Here is a 20,923-nt window from a genome sequence, read left to right as displayed (position 1 = left end):
ATGCATAGAGACTCCTTTATTATAGGTAATGTCGTTTATACTCGACTGGCGCGTAAACTAGCATCAATACTCTAATGATTAATTGACTTAAATTAAAAAAATGTGACAAAAATCACACCAACTCTTGATGGACAACAATAAAAAATATAGCTTTTAATATATATAGTTAATTGTATTTATTAAAATTATTGTAATAAAAAGTACTGTAACTAATAGACTTAACTATGATCTAGATCACGTTATTTTTACAATGTCCTGATACCTATCTCAACAGCCAGAAAATCAATGTATATCAAATCTCTTTTATGTATTTAAATTCGATCTTAAACTTTATTTTACTAATGTCACAAGGCAAATGCCAAATATTAAATATTACTTTTCATACTAAATCGTCACAATTTGTTTTTATTCATGTCTAATGATTTTTTTCTTCTAGGATAACGTTATTTTATTATTAGATAATTCTTAATTACCACGCTAAACCGTATATTAATTATAAAAATTCAAACATCTATCAATATTGGTCTTAATTTTATTGTTTTTGAGAAATGATTAGTAATTATCAAAAAAGGACTGGGCTTATTAATTGAAATTTGGCACTAAATGATGAGAATACACCCGGTATTAGTAATCGATATACTCATTCATTTTATTTGTATATGAGCATCAAAAACAGGCATAGTAAGGCTTTACAATAGGATTATTAGCAAGAATAGCAACTAAAACTTACTTAACTTCACATCTTTTTTAAAAAATTCTCACTCAGCATGCTATCCTCTTATGAGCATTTATTAACTTTGCCTAATATTAATCCTAGCAAACCTGCAATCGGTCTTTTATTTTAAATCTTAGGCTAAACTCACTGGAAAGAGTAACCATGCTACAAGAAAGTGTGATTAGAGAAATTATTCTCTGGATTGAACAAAATTTAGAGTCTCGGCTATCGTTAGATACAGTCGCTGATAGGTCTGGATATACTAAATGGCACTTTCAGCGCCTATTTAAAAATCAAACGGGTCTCGCGCTGGGTTCCTATATTCGAGCAAGAAGATTATCTTGTTCAGCGGTAGCGCTTAGGCTAACAAATGACAGTATTATGGATATTTCATTGAGATATCGTTTTGATTCGCAACAAACATTTTGTCGCGCCTTTAAAAAACAATTCAATGTTACGCCATCAGAATATAGAAAGCGTACAGGCTGGAAATTAGAAGGCTTTTGTCTTCCGTTGAGAGAAAGTAAGGAACTTCAGGCTCAAGTTCAGCTTGTTCAATTACCGACAATACGCTTATTGGGTGTTAACCACCGTTATACTCAAGATATTAATGAATGGAATTTGAAAACAGAAGAACTTAGAAGGCAATATTGGCAGATTTTTCTTGATAAAAACAAGTATGTGACAAAAAATTTATACGCAATTCACGGCGTAGATTTAAGTGCAACGGAAGAAGGCCGTTTTATTTATTCAACCGCTCTCGATGAAAAAGATGTCACGATTGTGCCACCACAAGCTAAAAACTTAGAAGTTCCGCAAGGTAATTATTTAGAGATTAAATTTACTGGTGATCTTCAAGGTACTGACTATAACGATATTATTTATACCGCTTATGGAAAAGTGCTTGCTGAAATGGATATTGCACGAGGTGAAGGGTCAGACATTGAAAATTATGTACTGAAATCCAAACCCACCTATGAAGAGTTTATCAATGATCCTCATAATTATATCCAAGAACTAAATTACTATATCCCTGTGATCGTCTAACTTTAAAGGCTAACAACTCGTTTACTCACTGGTTGTTAGCCCATAAAAGATCTTATTGATTAAAAGGTTAAATTTACTTTTGCCCAGAAAGTTCTTCCTGGTTCATTCACTGGTGTATTTGATGAATAACCAAAACCACTATTCCCTGCTAGATTTAAATGCTCGCTATAGGTTTTATCAAATACGTTATCCACGCCAGCACTAAGCTTGACGTCTTTATTCACATTATAAGCAGTATTTAACGAGAAAATCGTAAACCCTGCACTTCTGCTGAAGTCTTTTCCAACCACGTTTCCATCATTGATTGCCACTCGATTTTGACGGCTAACCACACGCATCAACCCTGTCGTTACCCAATCACCTTTTTCCCATGATAGGCCAAAACGACTTTCTAATGGTGGCATTTGGGGTAATGGTGTGCCATCAGTTCTATTTTCTCCCCAAGAATAGGCCAAACTAGCATCCGCTTTCCATTCATCACTCAATTTATAAGCAACACCAAGTTCTCCCCCCATAATCATCGCATTCACATTTTCCACTTGACTCATTTTTGGGTTATGTGAGCTATACCGGAAGAGAATAAAATCATCAACTCGACCAACATAGGCGGAAACCCAAGCATGGGTTTTATCATCACTATATTTAGCGCCAATATCTAATTGCGTTGTTTTTTCGGTTTTGAGTTGGTTGAAAACGTTACTTGTCCCATCGGGCCCTAACTTAGGTGAAAAAAGCTCCCAATAATCAGGAAACCTTTCAGTATAACCCACCCCGGCATATAGCATGACCGGTGTCTCTGAAAGAGAATACTCATAGCGTGCAAATCCTGCTGGCATCATAGTATTACGCCCTGAAGAACCAACATCAGTATTATTATCGACAATCACTCTATCTAAACGTACACCGCTCACCACTTTCCCTTGTTCGGTTGCATTCCAAGACAGTTCACTAAACAGGCCATAATCCTGAAATTGAGCATCCTTTTTCCAGCTATTATTACTATTTTTTCGGTGCTTATTAGTTTGCATATCAGCACCGGTACGTAGCTCATAATCTGACCATAACCACGTTCCCATCACGCGGCCACCGATAGTTTCACGGTCAACCCGCATTTTCATGGGCATATTCATCATGCTATGGCTACCACTCATCTGCCCTGATCCCATGCCATTTGTCGCTGAGCGTAATGAATAATTATCCATAATATGGTCGGCATAATTGTAATACATACTGGCTTCGACTTTATCCAGTACCGTGCCTATATTGCTCTTTTCAAAACGTAGTCCTAAACTATCGCGTTTAAACTGGGAGCCATCCATCCCCCTACCCGCATAGCGCGCTTCCCCATCACCTTTTCCTGCGGTAAGCTCAAGTAGCGTATATTCATCAGGCGTCCAACCAATGGCAATATCCGCGTTCCATTTATCCCATTTCGAGGGGACTTTATCCCCATTACCGTCTTTATAGTCATTTGACCGCGATTTATTGCCGATTAAACGCACATAACCTTTTTCATTCCCTAAGCTAACATCCGCATTAGTGTCCCAACGTTGATTTGATGCCACTAAGCCACTAGCATTTCCTTTAATACCCACTTCCGTAAATAATGGTTTTTCACGTTCAAAACGAACGGTACCCGCTGAATTACCAGGGCCCCATAATACAGTTTGAGGTCCTTTGATCATGTTCAACACATCAAAGTTTTCCGGAGAAATATAGGATGTTGGTGCATCCATTCTTGATGGGCATGCCCCCAACATCTCACTATCATTAGTTAAAATGCGCAAACGTGAGCCAAACATACCCCGAAAAACAGGATCGCCATTGGTTCCACCATTTCTTATCTGTGAAAATCCCGGGATCGTTTTCAGGTAGTCCGAACCATCACTTGCAGGAACCGGTTGTCTTGGTGTTTTAGTTGATGTCGATATCGTTAGTGGCGAATCTACAGGTGCTGTCACGATCATAACCGAACTGTCTGATATTGGGTTTTGATTGGTTTCACCACTCGCTGCGGATGAAGCTGAAAAAATAGCCGTCACCACCAATGCCGTAATGGGTGAAAAATTAAATGTTTGAATGTTCATATCTTGCCTATTTCTTTTGTACACACTTGAGCCTCCTGAATATAAAGTTCAAATTCAGGACGCGCTAAATCGTTTTGCTCGATTTATAGCAAAAACAATATTATGGATATTATTTATTTCACAAAATTAAATAGAACAGATAGACGGTGGCGCTCTAGCAAGACGTAATGACCAAGGGCGAAAAACCCAAAATTGAATACAGCGTTCGAAGGGGAAAAATAGTGTAAGTGTCGTTAATTGCCTGATAACGGCAGCGATAAATAAGATAAGAAACGGGAAGTGAATTAATAATTGGCAATAACCACAGGCAATGTCTTCCATTGGCGACTGTCCAACTCCCGTCATTAGCATATGGTTCATCATTCCACTCTGCTCACAATTTTCAGGCAACAGAACTCCCTGATGCTGATGCATCGAATGCCCTACCATTTCGCTATTATTGTGTGAACAATCATTCATCTGCTCCATTGATTTTGAAACCAAAGGTGCGATAAATAGCATCATCACAGCAAGTAACCCAAGGTAAGTGGCGAGTTGTCTGATAAAAGGGCGCAGGTGCAACGTTTTTCCGTTATCTCAGTGCTAATTTATAGGGCAAAAGTGTATCTTATTTGGATGTTTATTGTTATTACTTTCTGCCGTTAATGTTAATTATAAAGCACTTATGTTTCATACTCATACCTCATAATGAGTAAATAACCCATAAGTATGATACAAATAAAAAAACGGCAGCCCACACTGCGCTGCCGAAAATATAATAATATTAATAAAAGAAATTTATTTACGCGAGTAAGTTTGCTGGGTTATCAATACATAAGCGGTCGATTATTCTTTTATCGACCCCTCTTTTTGATAACAGAGATAAAAATACGTTAGGCACAAACCCCCAACCATTTCCGCCATTTTTAGCCCACATTTGTTTTAAAAACACATCATGACTCAGCACAATTTGCTTTTCATAACCCATTTCAATTAACTTAAAAACGGCATCAACTGTTTCAGTGACGGTTGGCGCGATACCTTCTTTTGGAAATGAAATATCGAGTCCTATCATATCGAACTCAAGCCAAACGCCTCTATCTAACATACGACGCTGATAATCGAAATCTTTTCCGGATGGGTCAGAGTGTGCCAGTGATATTTTAGCGGGGTTTACGCCCATTTCTTTAATCAAAATATCAAGGACTTCATCACCACGACGCTGCCAACCAGGCATATGGATATTCATTGAAACATGGTCATTTGCAATTTGAGCTAGCGAAGCCGCCCGTAAGCTATTTTTTTCCCCGTCAGTAAAATAGGGAGAAACACCAATCTCGCCAATCATGCCCGCACGAATATCTGTACCATCAATACCAACATTTAACTCATCATCAATGATTTTGGCCATTGCTTCGATATCGTTAACTAGCCTGTCTCCTTCAAATTTCTCAATATATAAACCCGAAGACGCGACAACGTTAATACCTGTTTTAATTGACACTTCTCGTAACTGGCGAACATCACGACCAATCGCTTTGGATCCAGTCGCATCGACAAGGGTTCTTCCCCCTAACTCTTTAAAATTATTAACTTCATAAATAACATCTTCAATTGGCTTAGTATCCATGTTGTCGCAGCAGCAGTATGGATCATGCTTTAAGCCCCACTGAATATCGGCTGTCACTTTTTTGTCTACCAATACATGAGAGAAATCATAGAATGGCTCGTCCACTACTGTTGATAAATCATTAAATAAATGTTCATGGGGTAATGTCAGTCCCATATCTTCTTTTTTAACGGGACCGGTCACTGTTTGAATATAATCTTTCATCATTGTACCCCTGCTACTTTTTTGACTTTTGCTTCTCTAAACTCTGGGATAGTTGTAATAATTGCGCCCACTAAAGCAAATAAAGTACCAATAATCGTCACCAAATAAACCGCATTACCTAATGATGGTAATAGTAGGTCAATTAAAACAGAACCCAATAATTGACCTGCGGTAGAAGCCACTCCGAGCATTAATAAACCTAAACCTCGAACGAGAATCGCCATCAATGCAATCGACATCAATCCTAATGGCCCCCCTAAATACATCCACCATACGCCGGGAAGTTCAAGAGTGATGTGTCCAAGGGCTATACGAATAACTAATGCTATCGTTAATACAGTGAAACCAACGATAAAGTTCCATGTAATCGATACCATCATCGAGCCGGTCGCTTCAGCTACTTTTGAGTTACCGGCGGGCTGCCATCCGGCTAATAGACCGGCTAAGAAAGGGAGGATAGCTAAATAAATCGCAGAACTTGAATGCCATTGTGGAGAGACAACAAATAAGGTCGCAATAACCGCAAATACCGCACCTAATACACGAAAAGTGGTAAAGGGTTTTTTCTGATCAATACCAATGCCAAAGCGATCACATAATAAGCCGGATAATAACAGTGCAGAAATAAGTGCAGTTTGGAAGGTAGCAATGCCTAATGCACTTGCCGATGCCCCTTCTGAAAAAACAACCATCGCCCCACAAAGGCCAGCAAACCAGTTCCACAACGGAATTTTTTTATTTTTAATTAAACTAGGAATTGCTGCAAATTGTTGACGAGTTTGTTTTTTTGCAATAATAACAAAAAACATAACAACTAAACCGCTAGCGAAAGAAATAACCGCACTCGCGTTTCCATCTTGTAATACCGCGCCAAGCTGCCCATTCACGGCGGATTGCATTGGAGATAGCATTCCTGCTAATACAGTCGCTATCATAAGAAAAGGGATAGAATAACTTTTAGCACTCATAAAATATTCCTTATGGATTTTTTGACTATGAGTCATTATTTTGTAATCGGCTTACAAAGTGCAGGTGAATTCCTGCACTTATTTTTATTTTTAATATATTATTTTTATAAATTAGCGAGCGACTTGCTTTAAAATATTAACCCACATATCGGTATAATATTCCCAAGCTAAAAACTCACGGCTTCCCCAGTGTGGCGAACAGTCACTCATGAAACAGCCTGTTTTTCCTTTTTCATATTGGCCAAATACTAATAGTGGATCTTCACCGATATTCAATACAACATCCGTATTTTCTTTAGCCATAACTTTGTTATAACCTAAGAACATTGGCCAATTATTAAACCCTTTAACTGATTTATGTTCAGCATTGACAGGTACTGCAAAAATACCCTCTGGTTTCTCAACACGGTCATCGCCATTAAGCATTTCCACCGGCAATACATCAGCAAGCAATGTATTTTTATAGTTTGCCTTCGCTTCAATTCCCATAAAGGATAAATAACCACCTATCATTAATAACCCACCGCCATTAATGACATATTGTTTAATTAGCTCTAATGCATTTGGTAACACTTTCATATTATAAAAAGTATCATTCTGAAGTAGGAATGTATTCGCACCGATATCACTAATAACGATTGCATCATACTTTTCTAATTCATTAGCTTCTTTAGGAAATGCCATTTGCACTGTATGTGCAGGCATATAATCAATTTCGATACCTTTGCTTTTCAAACAACCCAATAAATAAGTTGCACCTTCTTCATATTTACTTGATGTAAAGCTGTCATAACCTTTAGTATGAATCATATGAATATGCCATGATTCACCAATAAATAAAATTTTCATTTTTCTTCCTCTTTGAGAATATTAAATTATTCAGGGGATTGAGTAATAACCTGAGAGTAGGTTATTTGATTAATACGATGCATAACATTAATATCATCTGGCATTTCTGAAGCATTACTGGTTTCAACTGCGAGCGATGAAAATGCAGATGCATAGCGCAAAGCGTAAGGAAACTGTTTTCCTTTTGCTAATGATGCTGCCAGCGCACCATTGAATGCATCACCAGCACCAGCGGTATTTTTTACAACCGCAGTATAAGCTGGAGAGTAAATAAACTTATTACCATCATAAGCAATAGACCCCTTACTCCCTAACGTAATAACGACTTTTTTAACCCCTTTCTTATAAATAACTTCAGCAGCTTTTTTAGCCGTTTCAATATCAATCACATTGATATTTGATAGCAAGCTTGCTTCCGTTTCATTCGGTGTCAAAATATCTATTTTATTAATTAATTCATTCACAATATCATTATAAGGTGCAGGATTTAATATAATTGGAATATTAAACTCATTTCCTATTGAGATAATTTCCTTCAGCGCCTCAATATTTGTTTCAAGCTGTAATAAAATGACATTTGAATTTATCACTTTATCCTTCTGAATTTTAATTTCATCCGCTGTAATATCCATATTAGAACCTGGATAAATAGAGATGATATTTTCACCACTATTTTCAGAAACAAATATCGATGCTGTTCCTGTTTGAAATTTTTCAGTTTGGTAGATGGTTGATGCTTTAATTTTAGATGATGAAATAAAGTTTATTGCATATTCACTAAATTGGTCAGTACCAATTTTAGTAATAAAATGTACTTGTGAATCAGAATAACTTGCCGCCAGCGCTTGGTTACAACCTTTACCACCCGGTGAAAAAATAAATTTATTTGCTAATAATGATTCACCCGCCTCGGGTAACCGAGGTAAATAACTAATCATATCTACATTAAATGAACCTAATACACAAACTTTACCTAACACGGCATCATCCTTATTTGTTTTTTCATTAAAACTTTCATTACACTCAAGAAATTGAATAATTTCTTTTTTTGCAACTTTATCTAGGGTTTCAAATTCAATATATGCGCCGCCATGGCAACGACTAATAATTCCTTTTTTTGCTAAAGAATTTAAATCGGCCCTAATGGTTTCTTTAGTGACATTAAGTTCTTTCGATAAAACAGAAACTTTTGCTGATCCTGTGTTTTTTAAAAAATTAATTATTTTTTTATGTCGTTCTGCTTTCATGCCATTTTACCTCATGGCATTTACTCTAGTTTATACCTTGTTATGTTAATGTGACTATAATCATATGTTCCCTAAGCAAAGCAAAAAAAAGCAAAAAACATAGAAATAAAAACAAAAAAAAACAAAAAGTCATTCTCAAACTAAAATATGCCTTAAATATCGAGATAATATAAGAACATATAAATTATATTAATTGGATGTAAAGCAAAATTCACATACATAAGGTAATGTCATCAATGAAAAGATTGGTTATCCATTTCATAAATATTCAGATTTAAATCGCCAAAAAGTGTAAATCAACATCGATTACCTGATTATTTAGAATAAACATCCTGTTAAAGTAATAAAACTAATGGTTCAAATCTATTAAAAAAACTTATTTTTTATTTTCACCTCATTGAGACAATGATCACAATTCTAATAAATCACTAAACATTCATTTAAGATAAAAAGAAAATAAATACAGGAAAACAAAAATGAGGATAAAAAAAACCGAAACAAAAACGGCTGTTCTTGTTTCGGTTTCGACTCTATTGCGTTAAGTACCTGCTTTATTGGCTCGCAGGAGACCCTTTTTTCTCATGCAACATCATTAATGCTTGCTCAACGCTGCGTTCAATAATCGTTCTACGCTGATCGTTCTCTGGCAATAATTTCAGCATCATTTGCCATGCTGAAACCGCTTCTGCATAACGCTCTTGTTCAAATGCATTAAATGCAAACAAGCTCAGTGCCTTAACATTGGTACGATTAGCGGCAATCAGTTTTTTCAGTAACTCATTACCTTCGCGGTTATCTTCAGGATCTGAAGAGCGAGTTAAAACCTCAGCATAACCCATTGCCACATTTTCATCATTCGGTGACAACCGATAAGCGCGACCATAGGCGTCAGTTGCCATCGTGGCATTACCGAGCACCATACCAATACGCCCTAACATCACCCACGCTTCAATATTTTGGGGATCTTCTTGTAAGCGAGTACGTAAGCCCAGTGCTAAATGTTCCATTTCTTCATTGTTAAGCGGGGGCTCTGAGGGATCAAGAGCCCTATCCAATAAAGCAGGGGCTTGCTGATAAGCCAGATTCCAATCGGAAACTTGGTTATAGCTCCCCACTTGATAATACGCCGCTGTACCAATGCCAAGGGCAATAATAACACCGGGTAGATATACCCAATAACTTGCGCGAGAAGATTCAGGCAATACCTCATCATCAGCAAGATCAGATTTTTTAATGCGTACCCGCTTTTTAGAACGCGCAAAAATAATCCAACCACCAATAGCAATCGCAGCGAAGGGTAAACCCCACAGCATCACCGTCAACGGCGTTAATGGCGGGTTATAAGTGACAAAATAGCCGTAACGCGCCACCATGTAATCGATGATTTCGTCACGATTTTTACCTTCTTTCATCAACTCATACACTTTTTGTCGTAAGTCGAGTGCAATCATTGAGTTAGAGTCTGCAATACTGTTATTTTGACATTTAGGGCAACGCAGCTCCTCCGTTAACTTACGGAATTGTTGCTCTTGCAGCTCATTATCAAACGTAAAAACCTCTGTCGCGGCAAGCGAAACGGTCGCGCTTAGCGCTAACATCAATAGTCCAAGAAGGTATTTCATTGCGTCACCTCCTTGCTATAACGATCCCAAAGTGGCTTCAATTCTTTTTCCCACACGCGTTCATCCATCGCCCCCGCATGGCGGTAGCGAATAATACCATTGCCATCAATAAGGAATGTTTCTGGCGCACCATAGACACCAAGGTCTAGCCCGAGCATCCCTTCACCATCAAACAAACTCAAGGCATAAGGGTTACCAAGCTGTTTGAGCCAAACAATCGCTTTTTGCCTATCATCTTTATAATTTAACCCGACAACCCGTACGCCTTGCGCAGAGAGTTTGTTCAAGTATTGATGTTCGGCACGACACGTTGGGCACCATGTTGCCCACACATTTAATAAGATCGGCTTTCCTTGATAAAGTACGTCTGACTCATAATGCTGCCCCGGGTTTTCCAATGATTCCAAACGAAAAACGGGGACTTGTTTACCTATCAATGCCGATTCGAGTAAACGCGGATCATCACCTTCCGCATTACGCATCAATTGCCACAGAAGTACCGCAGCGATGCCAGCAAAAATAATGAAAGGGATTAGAAATACTTTGCGGTTCATGCGGTCTCCCTTTCCAATTTACGGCGACGATAGCGCGGGTCGAATAGGCAAAATAGTGCGCCAATAGACATCAATACTCCGCCAGACCAAATCCAACGAACAAATGGTTTATAGTACAAACGCAGTGTCCAGACATCCTTGGAAATTTCTTCACCAAGTGCCGCATAGAGGTCACGAGTGAAACCGCCATCAATAGCGGCTTCAGTCATCACTGCACGGCTGGTTTTATAAAAACGTTTTTCCGGCATTAAGATGGCGATAACTTTATCTTTTTCTTTCACTGCAATGCTACCGATAACCCCTTGATAGTTTGGTCCATCAGCTTCATGAACACCATTAAAAACAAAGGTGTAAGCACGAATTGAGATGCTATCTCCCGGCTTCATTTTAACATCACGTTCAATACTGTAGTTTTGGCTAAAGGCAATACCAACAATCGTCACCGCTAGACCTAAGTGAGCAAGCACCATACCCCAATAACTTCGTGTTAATTTGATTTTTTTGCTGATGCGAAGTCTCATTTCAGCAAAGGCCAAAATAATAATCCAGCAAGCCATCATCAATCCAAGCACGGTTAATGCTTCGACCCTATCTTCCATCAACCAAGGTAATAAGAACGATAAAACCAGTGTCATCAACAGCGCGATAATCAACATGTTTCTAATCGATGCAGGGCGATCGCGTCCCCAGCGTACTAATGGCCCAATGCCTAATAGCAAAGCAAATGGCACCATTAACACAATAAACATGGTATTAAAGAATGGCTCACCGATGGAGATGGTACCTAAGCCAATTTGTTTATGAATAAGTGGAAGCAACGTTCCCAGTAGCACCACTAACATCGCGGCGGTGAGTATCACGTTATTGCCCAGTAACATCGACTCACGAGACCACAAGGCGTTATTGATTTTAGAGCGTACTTTATGCCCGCGAAGGGCAAAGACCAGTAATGATCCACCAATCACGATGACCATAAAGGCTAAAATAAATAGCCCGCGTGATGGGTCAGAGGCGAATGCGTGTACCGAGACTAATACCCCTGAACGTACAAGGAATGTTCCGAGTAAACACAACGAGAAAGCGAAGATGGAGAGCAACAACGACCATGCTTTAAACGTTGCCCTCTGCTCCGTTACTGACAATGAGTGGATCAGTGCCGTCCCCACCAACCATGGCATAAAGGAGGCATTTTCAACGGGATCCCAGAACCACCAGCCGCCCCAACCGAGCTCATAATAAGCCCATGCGGAACCAAGCATGATCCCGAGGGTTAAAAAGAACCATGCCGCCATTGTCCAAGGGCGAGCAAAGCGGGTAAATGAGCTATCTAAACGCCCACTGAGTAGGGCTGCAATGGCAAAGGCAAAGGCAACGGAGAACCCAACATATCCCATGTACAGTAGCGGTGGATGGAAGATCAATCCGGGATCTTGTAGCAGTGGATTTAAGTCTCGCCCTTCGATAGGGAATGCAGGCAATGTTCGCGAAAAGGGATTTGAGGTGAAGATGATAAATAATAGGAAGCCAACGCTGACCATTCCCATCACCGCGAGTACTCTTGCCACTATATCAAGAGGCATTCGGTAGCTACAAAGGGCAACAGCGAATGTCCAACCACTCATCAACAATACCCATAGCAATAACGAACCTTCGTGGGCTCCCCATGTTGCGGCAACACGATACCAAATTGGTAATTGGGTATTTGAGTTATTCGCGACATAAGTCACCGAAAAATCATTCACCACAAAGGCGTTTACTAGCACTAAAAAAGCACCAGTCACCAACAGGAATAATAACCAAGCAAGGGGACGGGATGATGACATCAATCGGGTATCATTACGTGCGACACCCCATAGCGGGTAAAAAGAGAGTAAAACCGCAATACCCAATGCTAAACACAGTAGAATGCTGCCAATCTCAGGGATCATGATGCCTTGTCCTTATAGACCGCAGCTGGCCTTCTATGGTTTTCTTGCATCGCTTGTTCTATTTCAGGCGGTGTATAATTTTCATCATGCTTCGCTAAAACTTCTTTAGCCAAGACATGGTTATTTTCTTCAAGCTCGCCTTGGACTACAACCCCCTGCCCCTCACGAAATAAGTCAGGCAGAATACCGTCATAGCTGACATCAATCTCAGCTTCTGCATCATAGACTGTAAAGGTGACTTTTAAGGACTCAGGGTCGCGAACGACCGTGCCGGGCATTACCATGCCTCCTACACGTAAGCGTTGGCCGACCTCAGGTAATTGTTGAGTTTCCCGTTTACCGTAAATAATTTCGCCGGGAGTATAAAACAAGTCAATGCTTGAACGGAGTGCGTACAGTATTAGTGCCAATGTCAGCCCTACACCCACAATTATTGAGCAAATTAACCATAATCTATTTTTACGACGTATGTTCACACACCCTCCCGACGCGCTCTTGCGGCTTTTTGCCTTGCTTCACGTGCCTGCTGCTGAATAATTGCGCTAATAATCATTTTTCTTTGTATATAAGTATGCAGGCATAATAACAATAAAGGAATTAAGGTTAACGCCACGGCGAGCCACACATAAAACCCGTAGCCACCCATCGCAAAAAAATCAGCCCAAGATGCAAAAGCGCTATTCATTATTGACGTCCTCGCTTATTGACAATATCCAGAACCCACGGGCGGTTGCGCTCTAGTAATAAAAGTTGGCTACGCAGGCGTATTAATGTCAACGAAATAAACAGAAATAAGTATCCAAGGATCGCTAAACGCAGCGGTGTGCGCATCGCCGGATTGATACTTTGTTGCATTCGCGTCGAAGGTTGATGTAGCGTCTGCCACCATTCAACAGAATAGTGAATAATCGGTAAGTTAATCACGCCAATTAAGACTAAAATGGCTGCGGCTTTACCTGCCATGCGGCGATCATCAAACGCATGCCATAAGGCAATAACCCCCACATACAGAAAAAACAGAATTAATTCAGAGGTTAAACGTGCATCCCAAACCCACCATGCACCCCACATAGGTTTACCCCATGTCGCACCGGTCACTAAGGCAATAAAGGTAAAAACAGCACCAATAGGTGCCATTGCCGCGATAGCTAGTTCAGATACTTTCATTTGCCAGATTAAGCCGATAAATGCCGTGATTGCCATTGTGGCATAGATGCCCATCGACCACATTGCAGCAGGCACATGAATATACATAATGCGGTAGCTTTCACTTTGTGTTTTGTCCGTTGGCGCAAAACCAAATCCCCAAATTAAACCTGCGGCAAGAAATGCGATACTGAGCACGATAAATAACGGCGCAAGAAGTCCGCAAAACCGATACAAGTTCATTGGGATAGCAAGTTGGTGAAGCTTTTTCCACATAGTTTAATAGCCCCGAATTATGTCATTGGTACGCTTTCGCGAATACACACTACAATACACACTAATACATTAATTTTATTGATTTAACACAAATATAACTGAGGCTAGTCAGGCAATTACGCCTTAACTAGCCTGCTATAGCACTAAAACTAATTTTACTGAGTAAAATTAAGTTGTACGAGTCATTAACATTTAAAAACCCGGTTCAACATCCCGCATATCAGGCAGTTTATGTGCTATCCCTTTATGGCAATCAATACAGGTTTTTCCATCCTGTACAGCTTGATCATGCATTTTTGAAGCAACACTTTTTTGAGCCGTGAAATCCATATATTCAAAGTTATGACAGTTTCGACATTCCTGTGAATCGTTGTTTTTCATCCGTCGCCATTCACTTTGTGCCATGGCGAGTCGGTGGTCTTCAAATTTTTGTGGTGTATCGATAATGCCAAATATTTTGCCGTAAAGCTCTTTACTCGCTTGAATTTTCCTAACCATTTTAGGGCCAAATTCATGAGGTACATGGCAATCCGGACAGGTTGCTCTTACGCCGCTACGGTTAGTATAATGGATAGTATCCATATATTCTTCATAGACATTCTCACGCATTTCATGGCAACTAATACAAAACTCTTCTGTATTCGCCATTTCCATGCCTGTATTAAAACCGCCCCAGAAAATAACACCACTGACAAACCCGATTAATAGTAAGGTTCCCAATGCTAAACGACTTGGGCGACGCCACCATTGCCATACTCGGCGAATTAGGCCAAATAAACCTGACTTTTTCTTTTCGCCGCCATTATTTTGCTGCTCATTTTTATTGGTCATATCTCCCCCTTATTATTTCCCAAATCCTTTGGATGGGGTAAATGTATTATCAATAATCGGTGCGGTGTCAGACTGCGGCACGTGGCACTGTAAGCAGAAATAACGATTTGGTGCGACTTCTCCTAATACTTTGCCGGTTGCATCGATAAAGTGAGTTGGGCTTACTCTTGGCGCGCCCGTTGTACGATAGTTTTCAACACCGTGACACTGTAAGCAACGGTTAGTATTGGTGGTAATTTGATAACCCTCAACGCTGTGGGGGATCATTGGCGGCTGATTAACATAATTTAGCGCCATTCTGTCTTGTTCTTTCGGAATATGAATACTGCCTTCCGTTGTACCTGAAACTTCTGGTGATTGGCTAAAATCGACACCATTTGCAGCCAAAACAAAGCTACTGACAACCAAGGCCATACCAGCCATCCAACGGCTTATTATTTTTTTCAGGGCATACTTTTTCATGATTTAGCTCCCGAACTCCATCGTAGTGTTATTTTAAAAACGTCCTCAGAGCAGACATCAATACAGCGACCGCAAGTCATGCAATCCTTGTCTGATATTACTACTGGGGCTTGTTTATCAAGAACCGGTGCCCGCAAAACTTGCGGTTCCGGGCAAACGTGGAAACAATCCATACAGCGGGTACAATTTTCTTTTCCTTCCGCTGTGACAACCAGCGCGCCTTTACAACCAGCGATGCCATATAACGCACCTAGCGGGCAAAGATGACCACACCATCCATGTTCCACAACCAATAAATCGAATAAAAACAGTGCAACTAAAACTAATGCGCCACTACCAAAACCAAAAATAAGGCTGCGCCCCATCAATGAAACAGGATTTAACCATTCCCATAGCAACGTGCCTGTTAACGCTGAACCCACCAAGATAACGCCCAGCAACACATAGCGAATAGAACGCGGTATTGTGGCTGATTGGTTCAGTTCAAACTTACGGCGTAGCCATGCGGCTGCATCCGTAATCGGGTTAACAGGACAGACCCAACTACAGAAAATTCGTTTTCCAAGTAAGGCATAAACACCAAAAACCACCGCAGCGCCAATTAACGCAGATATCCCCGGCAAGTAACCACTTGCTAAGCTTTCTAACGTAATTAATGGGTCAGTTAATGGAACCGTATCTAACAATAAGCTACTGCTATAATTTCCATGTAAAATCCAAACGCCAAACCAAGGACCACTCAGAAACATTGCCAGCACTAACAGTTGACTGGTTCGTCTTAACATCAACCACTTATGACTTTTCCACCACCCTTTTTTTGCCAGAGCCTCACGTCCGGCATCGTGTTTACGATTTGCCATTGTTATCCTCCAGCCAGCCAAAACGGTAATGATGCCCTAACTCACCTTTTGCCAGTGATCTTGGTAAAACTTTAATCGCCGACTCTTCTAGCACACACGCCTGCTCACATTTGCCACAACCCGTACAAAGGTTGCTATTCACTGTGGGTAAGAAACGTGCATGTTTGCCAGTCCGATGGTTTTGTTCAAGTTCAAGCGTAATCGCTTCATCAATTAGTGGGCAAACTCGGTAGCACACATCACATCGCAGACCTTGAAAATTAAGGCAGTTTTCCTGATCGAGTAAAACTGCCAATCCCATACGCGCATCATTGATAGATTCAATATCCTTATCCAATGCCCCGCTGGGGCACACTTTGGCACAAGGAATGTCATCACACATCTCGCAAGGATTTTCTCGGGCGACAAAATAGGGCGTCCCAGAAGCCAGACCTGATGCTAATGTGGCTAATTTCAGCATGTCATAAGGACAAGCCTGAACACATTGACCGCAACGCACACATGCACTTGAAAATGCTTTTTCATCGAGGGCTCCCGGCGGGCGAAGTTTTACGCCGCTCGCACGGGAAGTTTGCTGCTGTAGCCCCAGTACCACACCAACAGCCGTCAGTCCACCCGCTGTGCGAACGATATCGCGCAGGAAACGACGACGGCTATTCTGTGACTTAGGTTTCTGGGACATCGCCAATTACACCTTTTCCAGTTTAACGGCACATTTTTTGTAATCCGTCTCTTTCGAAAGCGGATCCGTCGCATCCAGTGTTAAGTTATTGACTAGCTGGGCTGCATCAAAGAACGCCATATATACCAGCCCTTTAGGTGGTTTATTGCGTCCACGTGTTTCCACAATGGTGACCACATCGCCACGACGAGAAACGACTTTGACTTTGTCACCACGACGTAATCCTCGGTCTTTTGCATCTAATGGATGCATGAAGACTACGGATTCAGGAAATGCACGGTGCAGTTCAGGAACACGGCGAGTCATACTGCCGGTGTGCCAGTGCTCTAAAACACGCCCCGTCGACAGCCATAAATCATATTCTTTATCGGGTGCTTCAGCGGCAGGTTCAAATGGCAGTGCAAAAATAACCGCTTTACCGTCTGGTTTGCCATAGAATTGATAACCTTGGCCGGCTTTAACATAAGGGTCATTCCCTTCGCTATAACGCCACATAGTTTCTTTGCCATCAACTACCGGCCAGCGAATACCACGAGCTTGGTGATAGGCATCGAAATCCGCAAGGTCATGACCATGACCGCGGCCAAAACCAGCATATTCTTCAAACAAACCTTTTTGCAGGTAGAAACCAAGCTCACGAGATTCATCGTTTAATTGGTCTTGTGCTAATTCAGAAATCGGAAATTTCGTCACAGCTTTATTGGCAAATAACACGTCATACAGTGTCTTACCGCGATATTCCGGTTTCTTCGCTAACAACTCTTCCGGCCAAACTTCTTCCGTTTTGAAACGTTTGGCGAATAGAACCATCTGCATTAAATCTGATTTTGACTCGCCAGGGCCTTGAATTTGTTGACGCCAAAACTGAGTGCGGCGCTCGGCATTACCATAAGCCCCTTCTTTTTCTACCCACATCGCTGTTGGTAAAATTAAATCTGCCGCTAATGCACTGACGGTTGGGTATGGGTCTGAGACAACAATAAAGTTGCGCGGGTCACGCCAGCCGGGAAGGCGATCTTCGTTAATGTTCGGTCCCGCTTGCATGTTGTTGTTACACATCACCCAATAGAAATTGAGTTTGCCATCTTTCAGTGCACGGTCTTGGGCAACTGCATGCAACCCCACTTTTTCAGGAATTGTACCTGCGGGTAACTGCCAAACACCTTCCACTTTTTCACGGTGTTTCTCGTTGGTAACGACCATATCTGCCGGTAAACGGTGTGAGAACGTCCCCACTTCACGGGCAGTACCGCAAGCCGATGGCTGGCCGGTCAGAGAGAATGGCCCACAACCCGGTTGAGAAATTTTACCAGTTAATAAATGCAGGTTATAAGCGAGGTTATTTGCCCAAACGCCGCGGGTGTGCTGGTTAAAGCCCATCGTCCAATAAGAAACCACTTTTATTTTTGGATCCGCGTATAGCTTCGCCAATTCTTCAAGTTGGTCTTTAGGAACACCGCTCATTTCAGCCGTTTTATCTAAGGTGTATTCCGCAACAAAGGCTTTATATTCATCCCACGTCATCGGTTCTGATGCGTCAGAACCCGGGTTTTTAGCGCTTTTTTCTAATGGATGTGTTGGACGCAGTCCATAACCGATATCGGTTGCACCACGACGCAGATTAACGTGTTTATCAAGGAAGTCCTGATTCACTGCATTATTTTGAATAATATAATTCGCAATGTAGTTCAAGATCACTAAGTCAGATTGCGGCGCAAATACAATTCCATTATCTGCTAATTCAAAACTGCGGTGCTTATAAGTCGACATAACCGCGACATGCACATCAGGATTAGATAAGCGACGGTTGGTGATGCGAGACCATAAAATTGGGTGCATCTCGGCCATGTTAGAGCCCCAAAGTACAAAGGCGTCCGCATGTTCAATATCATCATAACAACCCATTGGCTCATCCATACCGAAAGTACGCATGAAACCGACTACCGCAGATGCCATACAATGGCGTGCATTTGGATCGAGGTTATTGGAACGGAAGCCACCTTTGAAAAGTTTAGAAGCCGCATAGCCTTCCCAAACTGTCCATTGGCCTGAGCCGAACATTCCGATACCTTCTGGGCCTTTTTCTTTTAAGGTTGTCTTAACTTTTTCTTCCATGACATCAAAGGCTTGTTCCCAAGTAATTGGGGTAAACTCACCATTTTTGTCATATTCGCCATCTTTCATCCGTAAAAGTGGCTGAGTTAAGCGGTCTTTCCCGTACATTATTTTTGGTAGGAAATAACCTTTGATGCAGTTCAACCCACGGTTTACTGGTGCTTCAGGGTCACCTTGGCTCGCGACGATACGGCCATTTTGCGTCCCAACCAATACCCCACAACCGGTACCACAGAAACGGCATGGCGCTTTGTCCCATTTGATACTTTCTTGTTGCCCAACGACCGCTTTTGCGATGCTCGGCGCGCCAATACCTGCCGCCGCAGCAGCGGCCGCTATCGCATTGGCTTTCATAAAGCTACGACGACTGAGTTTCATCATATTCCTCACATTGCTCATCCTGTTGGTGATACACCAACGAAACATCCAGCACACCTTCTATATCGCGTGCTAAATCAATAGTATCTAATAACGTTTTGCTGTGCTGTCCTTCGACTACAACGATCAATTTGCCATTTTCAGGAGAGCTCATAGCTACCTCACAATCAGGTAATTGATTCAATTCTTCAGTCACAGCAGGTATACGCTCACTTTTTACTTGTACAATTAAACTGCATACTTGCCAGTTATTGTGCATGTTCACGCTCCACGGTAATCGCTGATACGGGGCATCCTGCAACACAGGCGCCACAACCTGTACAGCCCTGCGTTTCAATTTTTGGCAGATATTTGCCCGCCAGTGACGGACGAAAAGAAATAACTTGGGGCTCGCAACTATCTTCACAGCTACGACACTCAACTGAGTGATAAGCGAGACAAGTAGACCCAATAGAGATTGATATATCCCAAGGCTGGGTTTGCTGAGGAAGGTAAATGGGCTCAGGACAAGATGCTGCACAGGCATAACAAAATGTGCATTCACCTCGCGTAAAATCGACAGTCGGGTACCCACCAGCACCCGGCTGCAAAATAGTTGTTTCACAACTTTCTACGCATGCATTACAACGAGTACATAGCGCAATAAAATTGTTTTCAGTACCACTCCAAGGCGGTCTAACTACCGGAGCGGCGCTGCGCCACGCACCAGTCAATACTCCCCTACGGGTGAGATCAACCATGTTTTTTCCTTTACATTGCCCAACAAAAAGTACTACAAATTTTATAATTTACTGATATATCTAAAATAATTCACGTTGCAGGTAGGCGGTGCCGAGAAACCCGATAAACACGATGATTCGGATAGCCGAGTGCACAAAACACCTAAAGCAGTTTAATGAACTAAGGGTATAAACCGTAATTTTTATATGTGTATTGGTAGGAATACTACCTAGTGAGCCCCAAAAAACAAATACCACCTAGTAGGTAATAGGGGTTACGCTATCATTTTAAATAAAAATAAGTCATTACTTACCCATTTACGCTCTTTTCTATTAACTTGCTATAAAAAGAGCAGTTTCAGGCTATTTTATAATTATCCATTAACAATATATAAATATTAAATTTTCATTTAAGCCCAACTTTTAATGGAGCCATTTTTAATTAACACCAAAAACTACCACCAAAGTGGTATATTTGATGTCATTTTAGTAAAAATTATATTTACTTTTTTTGATGTTCCGCACACTTTAATTTTAGCGATGAAATCCATGATTAATATTAAAATAAAAATAAAACAAAAATACATTAAAATTCAATCAATTAAATAATTTCAATTTAATGAA

Annotated in this window: 20 protein-coding genes; 1 reads left to right on the top strand and 19 read right to left on the bottom strand. The window is 40.9% G+C overall.

Going from position 1 to position 20,923, the window contains the following annotated elements; genetic code table 11:
- Positions 1-877 precede the first annotated feature (877 nt).
- Positions 878-1,762 carry a helix-turn-helix domain-containing protein gene (locus M998_RS16250; RefSeq protein WP_068445795.1) on the top strand — a complete coding sequence of 295 codons (885 nt, stop codon included), beginning with the start codon at positions 878-880 and terminating at the stop codon, positions 1,760-1,762.
- Positions 1,763-1,821: 59 nt separating this feature from the next.
- Here M998_RS16250 and M998_RS16245 read toward each other — a convergent pair whose 3' ends face one another.
- The 19 genes from M998_RS16245 to napF form a co-directional block, all read right to left on the bottom strand.
- Entirely contained in the window at positions 1,822-3,849 is a 2,028-nt protein-coding gene (locus tag M998_RS16245; RefSeq protein WP_068909833.1) for a TonB-dependent copper receptor, read from the bottom strand.
- Positions 3,850-3,975: 126 nt separating this feature from the next.
- Positions 3,976-4,410 carry a DUF2946 domain-containing protein gene (locus M998_RS16240; protein WP_068909832.1) on the bottom strand — a complete coding sequence of 145 codons (435 nt, stop codon included), beginning with the start codon at positions 4,408-4,410 and terminating at the stop codon, positions 3,976-3,978.
- Between the two features lie 220 nt (positions 4,411-4,630).
- Positions 4,631-5,662 (bottom strand): phosphotriesterase family protein, encoded by a 1,032-nt coding sequence (locus tag M998_RS16235; protein WP_068445801.1) that lies wholly within the window; start codon positions 5,660-5,662, stop codon positions 4,631-4,633.
- On the bottom strand, positions 5,662-6,630 hold the full coding sequence (locus M998_RS16230; protein WP_068909830.1) for a DMT family transporter: 969 nt from the start codon (positions 6,628-6,630) through the stop codon (positions 5,662-5,664). The genes M998_RS16235 and M998_RS16230 overlap by 1 nt, the downstream gene beginning before the upstream one ends.
- Before the next feature lie 111 nt (positions 6,631-6,741).
- Positions 6,742-7,479, bottom strand: coding sequence for a glutamine amidotransferase (locus M998_RS16225; protein WP_068445805.1), 738 nt, complete (start codon positions 7,477-7,479; stop codon positions 6,742-6,744).
- Between the two features lie 26 nt (positions 7,480-7,505).
- On the bottom strand, positions 7,506-8,726 hold the full coding sequence (locus M998_RS16220) for a putative transcription factor/ribokinase fusion protein RikA (RefSeq protein WP_068909828.1): 1,221 nt from the start codon (positions 8,724-8,726) through the stop codon (positions 7,506-7,508).
- A gap of 551 nt (positions 8,727-9,277) precedes the next feature.
- A complete protein-coding gene (locus tag M998_RS16215; RefSeq protein ID WP_068445809.1) occupies positions 9,278-10,348 on the bottom strand; it encodes a cytochrome c-type biogenesis protein CcmH in 1,071 nt (356 codons plus the stop codon).
- Positions 10,345-10,902, bottom strand: a complete 558-nt coding sequence (dsbE, locus tag M998_RS16210; protein WP_068445812.1) for a thiol:disulfide interchange protein DsbE — start codon at positions 10,900-10,902, stop codon at positions 10,345-10,347. The genes M998_RS16215 and dsbE overlap by 4 nt, the downstream gene beginning before the upstream one ends.
- Positions 10,899-12,830 (bottom strand): heme lyase CcmF/NrfE family subunit, encoded by a 1,932-nt coding sequence (locus M998_RS16205; protein WP_068445814.1) that lies wholly within the window; start codon positions 12,828-12,830, stop codon positions 10,899-10,901. The genes dsbE and M998_RS16205 overlap by 4 nt, the downstream gene beginning before the upstream one ends.
- The gene (gene ccmE / locus M998_RS16200) at positions 12,827-13,306 is read right to left on the bottom strand and encodes a cytochrome c maturation protein CcmE (protein WP_068445817.1); all 480 of its coding nucleotides are present in this window, start codon (positions 13,304-13,306) and stop codon (positions 12,827-12,829) included. Before ccmE ends, M998_RS16205 begins: the two co-directional genes overlap by 4 nt.
- Positions 13,303-13,515 (bottom strand): heme exporter protein CcmD, encoded by a 213-nt coding sequence (gene ccmD, locus M998_RS16195; protein ID WP_068909826.1) that lies wholly within the window; start codon positions 13,513-13,515, stop codon positions 13,303-13,305. Before ccmD ends, ccmE begins: the two co-directional genes overlap by 4 nt.
- Positions 13,515-14,252, bottom strand: a complete 738-nt coding sequence (locus M998_RS16190; protein ID WP_068909825.1) for a heme ABC transporter permease — start codon at positions 14,250-14,252, stop codon at positions 13,515-13,517. The genes ccmD and M998_RS16190 overlap by 1 nt, the downstream gene beginning before the upstream one ends.
- Before the next feature lie 192 nt (positions 14,253-14,444).
- Positions 14,445-15,083 carry a cytochrome c-type protein NapC gene (napC, locus tag M998_RS16185; protein ID WP_068445823.1) on the bottom strand — a complete coding sequence of 213 codons (639 nt, stop codon included), beginning with the start codon at positions 15,081-15,083 and terminating at the stop codon, positions 14,445-14,447.
- A gap of 12 nt (positions 15,084-15,095) precedes the next feature.
- Entirely contained in the window at positions 15,096-15,545 is a 450-nt protein-coding gene (napB, locus tag M998_RS16180; protein ID WP_068445825.1) for a nitrate reductase cytochrome c-type subunit, read from the bottom strand.
- Complete coding sequence (gene napH, locus M998_RS16175) at positions 15,542-16,405, bottom strand: quinol dehydrogenase ferredoxin subunit NapH (RefSeq protein ID WP_068445827.1); 864 nt, start codon at positions 16,403-16,405, stop codon at positions 15,542-15,544. The genes napB and napH overlap by 4 nt, the downstream gene beginning before the upstream one ends.
- Positions 16,392-17,087, bottom strand: a complete 696-nt coding sequence (napG, locus tag M998_RS16170; RefSeq protein ID WP_068909823.1) for a ferredoxin-type protein NapG — start codon at positions 17,085-17,087, stop codon at positions 16,392-16,394. Before napG ends, napH begins: the two co-directional genes overlap by 14 nt.
- 6 nt (positions 17,088-17,093) lie before the next feature.
- The gene (napA, locus tag M998_RS16165) at positions 17,094-19,580 is read right to left on the bottom strand and encodes a nitrate reductase catalytic subunit NapA (RefSeq protein ID WP_068909821.1); all 2,487 of its coding nucleotides are present in this window, start codon (positions 19,578-19,580) and stop codon (positions 17,094-17,096) included.
- Complete coding sequence (gene napD, locus M998_RS16160; protein WP_068909819.1) at positions 19,561-19,839, bottom strand: chaperone NapD; 279 nt, start codon at positions 19,837-19,839, stop codon at positions 19,561-19,563. Before napD ends, napA begins: the two co-directional genes overlap by 20 nt.
- A complete protein-coding gene (napF, locus tag M998_RS16155) occupies positions 19,829-20,320 on the bottom strand; it encodes a ferredoxin-type protein NapF (RefSeq protein ID WP_068445834.1) in 492 nt (163 codons plus the stop codon). Before napF ends, napD begins: the two co-directional genes overlap by 11 nt.
- Positions 20,321-20,923 lie beyond the last annotated feature (603 nt).

The sequence above is a fragment of the Providencia heimbachae ATCC 35613 genome (assembly GCF_001655055.1).
GTDB classification, from domain to species: Bacteria; Pseudomonadota; Gammaproteobacteria; order Enterobacterales; family Enterobacteriaceae; genus Providencia; species Providencia heimbachae.
The sequence above is the reverse complement of the archived record's forward strand: the minus strand, read 5'-3'. Positions and strand labels throughout refer to the sequence as shown.

Excerpts from the sequence above, each read along its gene's own strand:
- dsbE (WP_068445812.1), bottom strand. The coding sequence starts at position 10,902 with ATGAACCGCAAAGTATTTCTAATCCCTTTCATTATTTTTGCTGGCATC.
- M998_RS16250 (WP_068445795.1), top strand. The coding sequence starts at position 878 with ATGCTACAAGAAAGTGTGATTAGAGAAATTATTCTCTGGATTGAACAA.
- M998_RS16220 (WP_068909828.1), bottom strand. The coding sequence starts at position 8,726 with ATGAAAGCAGAACGACATAAAAAAATAATTAATTTTTTAAAAAACACA.
- napB (WP_068445825.1), bottom strand. The coding sequence starts at position 15,545 with ATGAAAAAGTATGCCCTGAAAAAAATAATAAGCCGTTGGATGGCTGGT.
- M998_RS16225 (WP_068445805.1), bottom strand. The coding sequence starts at position 7,479 with ATGAAAATTTTATTTATTGGTGAATCATGGCATATTCATATGATTCAT.
- M998_RS16245 (WP_068909833.1), bottom strand. The coding sequence starts at position 3,849 with ATGAACATTCAAACATTTAATTTTTCACCCATTACGGCATTGGTGGTG.
- M998_RS16230 (WP_068909830.1), bottom strand. The coding sequence starts at position 6,630 with ATGAGTGCTAAAAGTTATTCTATCCCTTTTCTTATGATAGCGACTGTA.
- ccmD (WP_068909826.1), bottom strand. The coding sequence starts at position 13,515 with ATGAATAGCGCTTTTGCATCTTGGGCTGATTTTTTTGCGATGGGTGGC.
- M998_RS16190 (WP_068909825.1), bottom strand. The coding sequence starts at position 14,252 with ATGTGGAAAAAGCTTCACCAACTTGCTATCCCAATGAACTTGTATCGG.
- napC (WP_068445823.1), bottom strand. The coding sequence starts at position 15,083 with ATGACCAATAAAAATGAGCAGCAAAATAATGGCGGCGAAAAGAAAAAG.
- napH (WP_068445827.1), bottom strand. The coding sequence starts at position 16,405 with ATGGCAAATCGTAAACACGATGCCGGACGTGAGGCTCTGGCAAAAAAA.
- napG (WP_068909823.1), bottom strand. The coding sequence starts at position 17,087 with ATGTCCCAGAAACCTAAGTCACAGAATAGCCGTCGTCGTTTCCTGCGC.
- napD (WP_068909819.1), bottom strand. The coding sequence starts at position 19,839 with ATGCACAATAACTGGCAAGTATGCAGTTTAATTGTACAAGTAAAAAGT.
- napF (WP_068445834.1), bottom strand. The coding sequence starts at position 20,320 with ATGGTTGATCTCACCCGTAGGGGAGTATTGACTGGTGCGTGGCGCAGC.
- M998_RS16215 (WP_068445809.1), bottom strand. The coding sequence starts at position 10,348 with ATGAAATACCTTCTTGGACTATTGATGTTAGCGCTAAGCGCGACCGTT.
- napA (WP_068909821.1), bottom strand. The coding sequence starts at position 19,580 with ATGAAACTCAGTCGTCGTAGCTTTATGAAAGCCAATGCGATAGCGGCC.
- M998_RS16205 (WP_068445814.1), bottom strand. The coding sequence starts at position 12,830 with ATGATCCCTGAGATTGGCAGCATTCTACTGTGTTTAGCATTGGGTATT.
- M998_RS16235 (WP_068445801.1), bottom strand. The coding sequence starts at position 5,662 with ATGAAAGATTATATTCAAACAGTGACCGGTCCCGTTAAAAAAGAAGAT.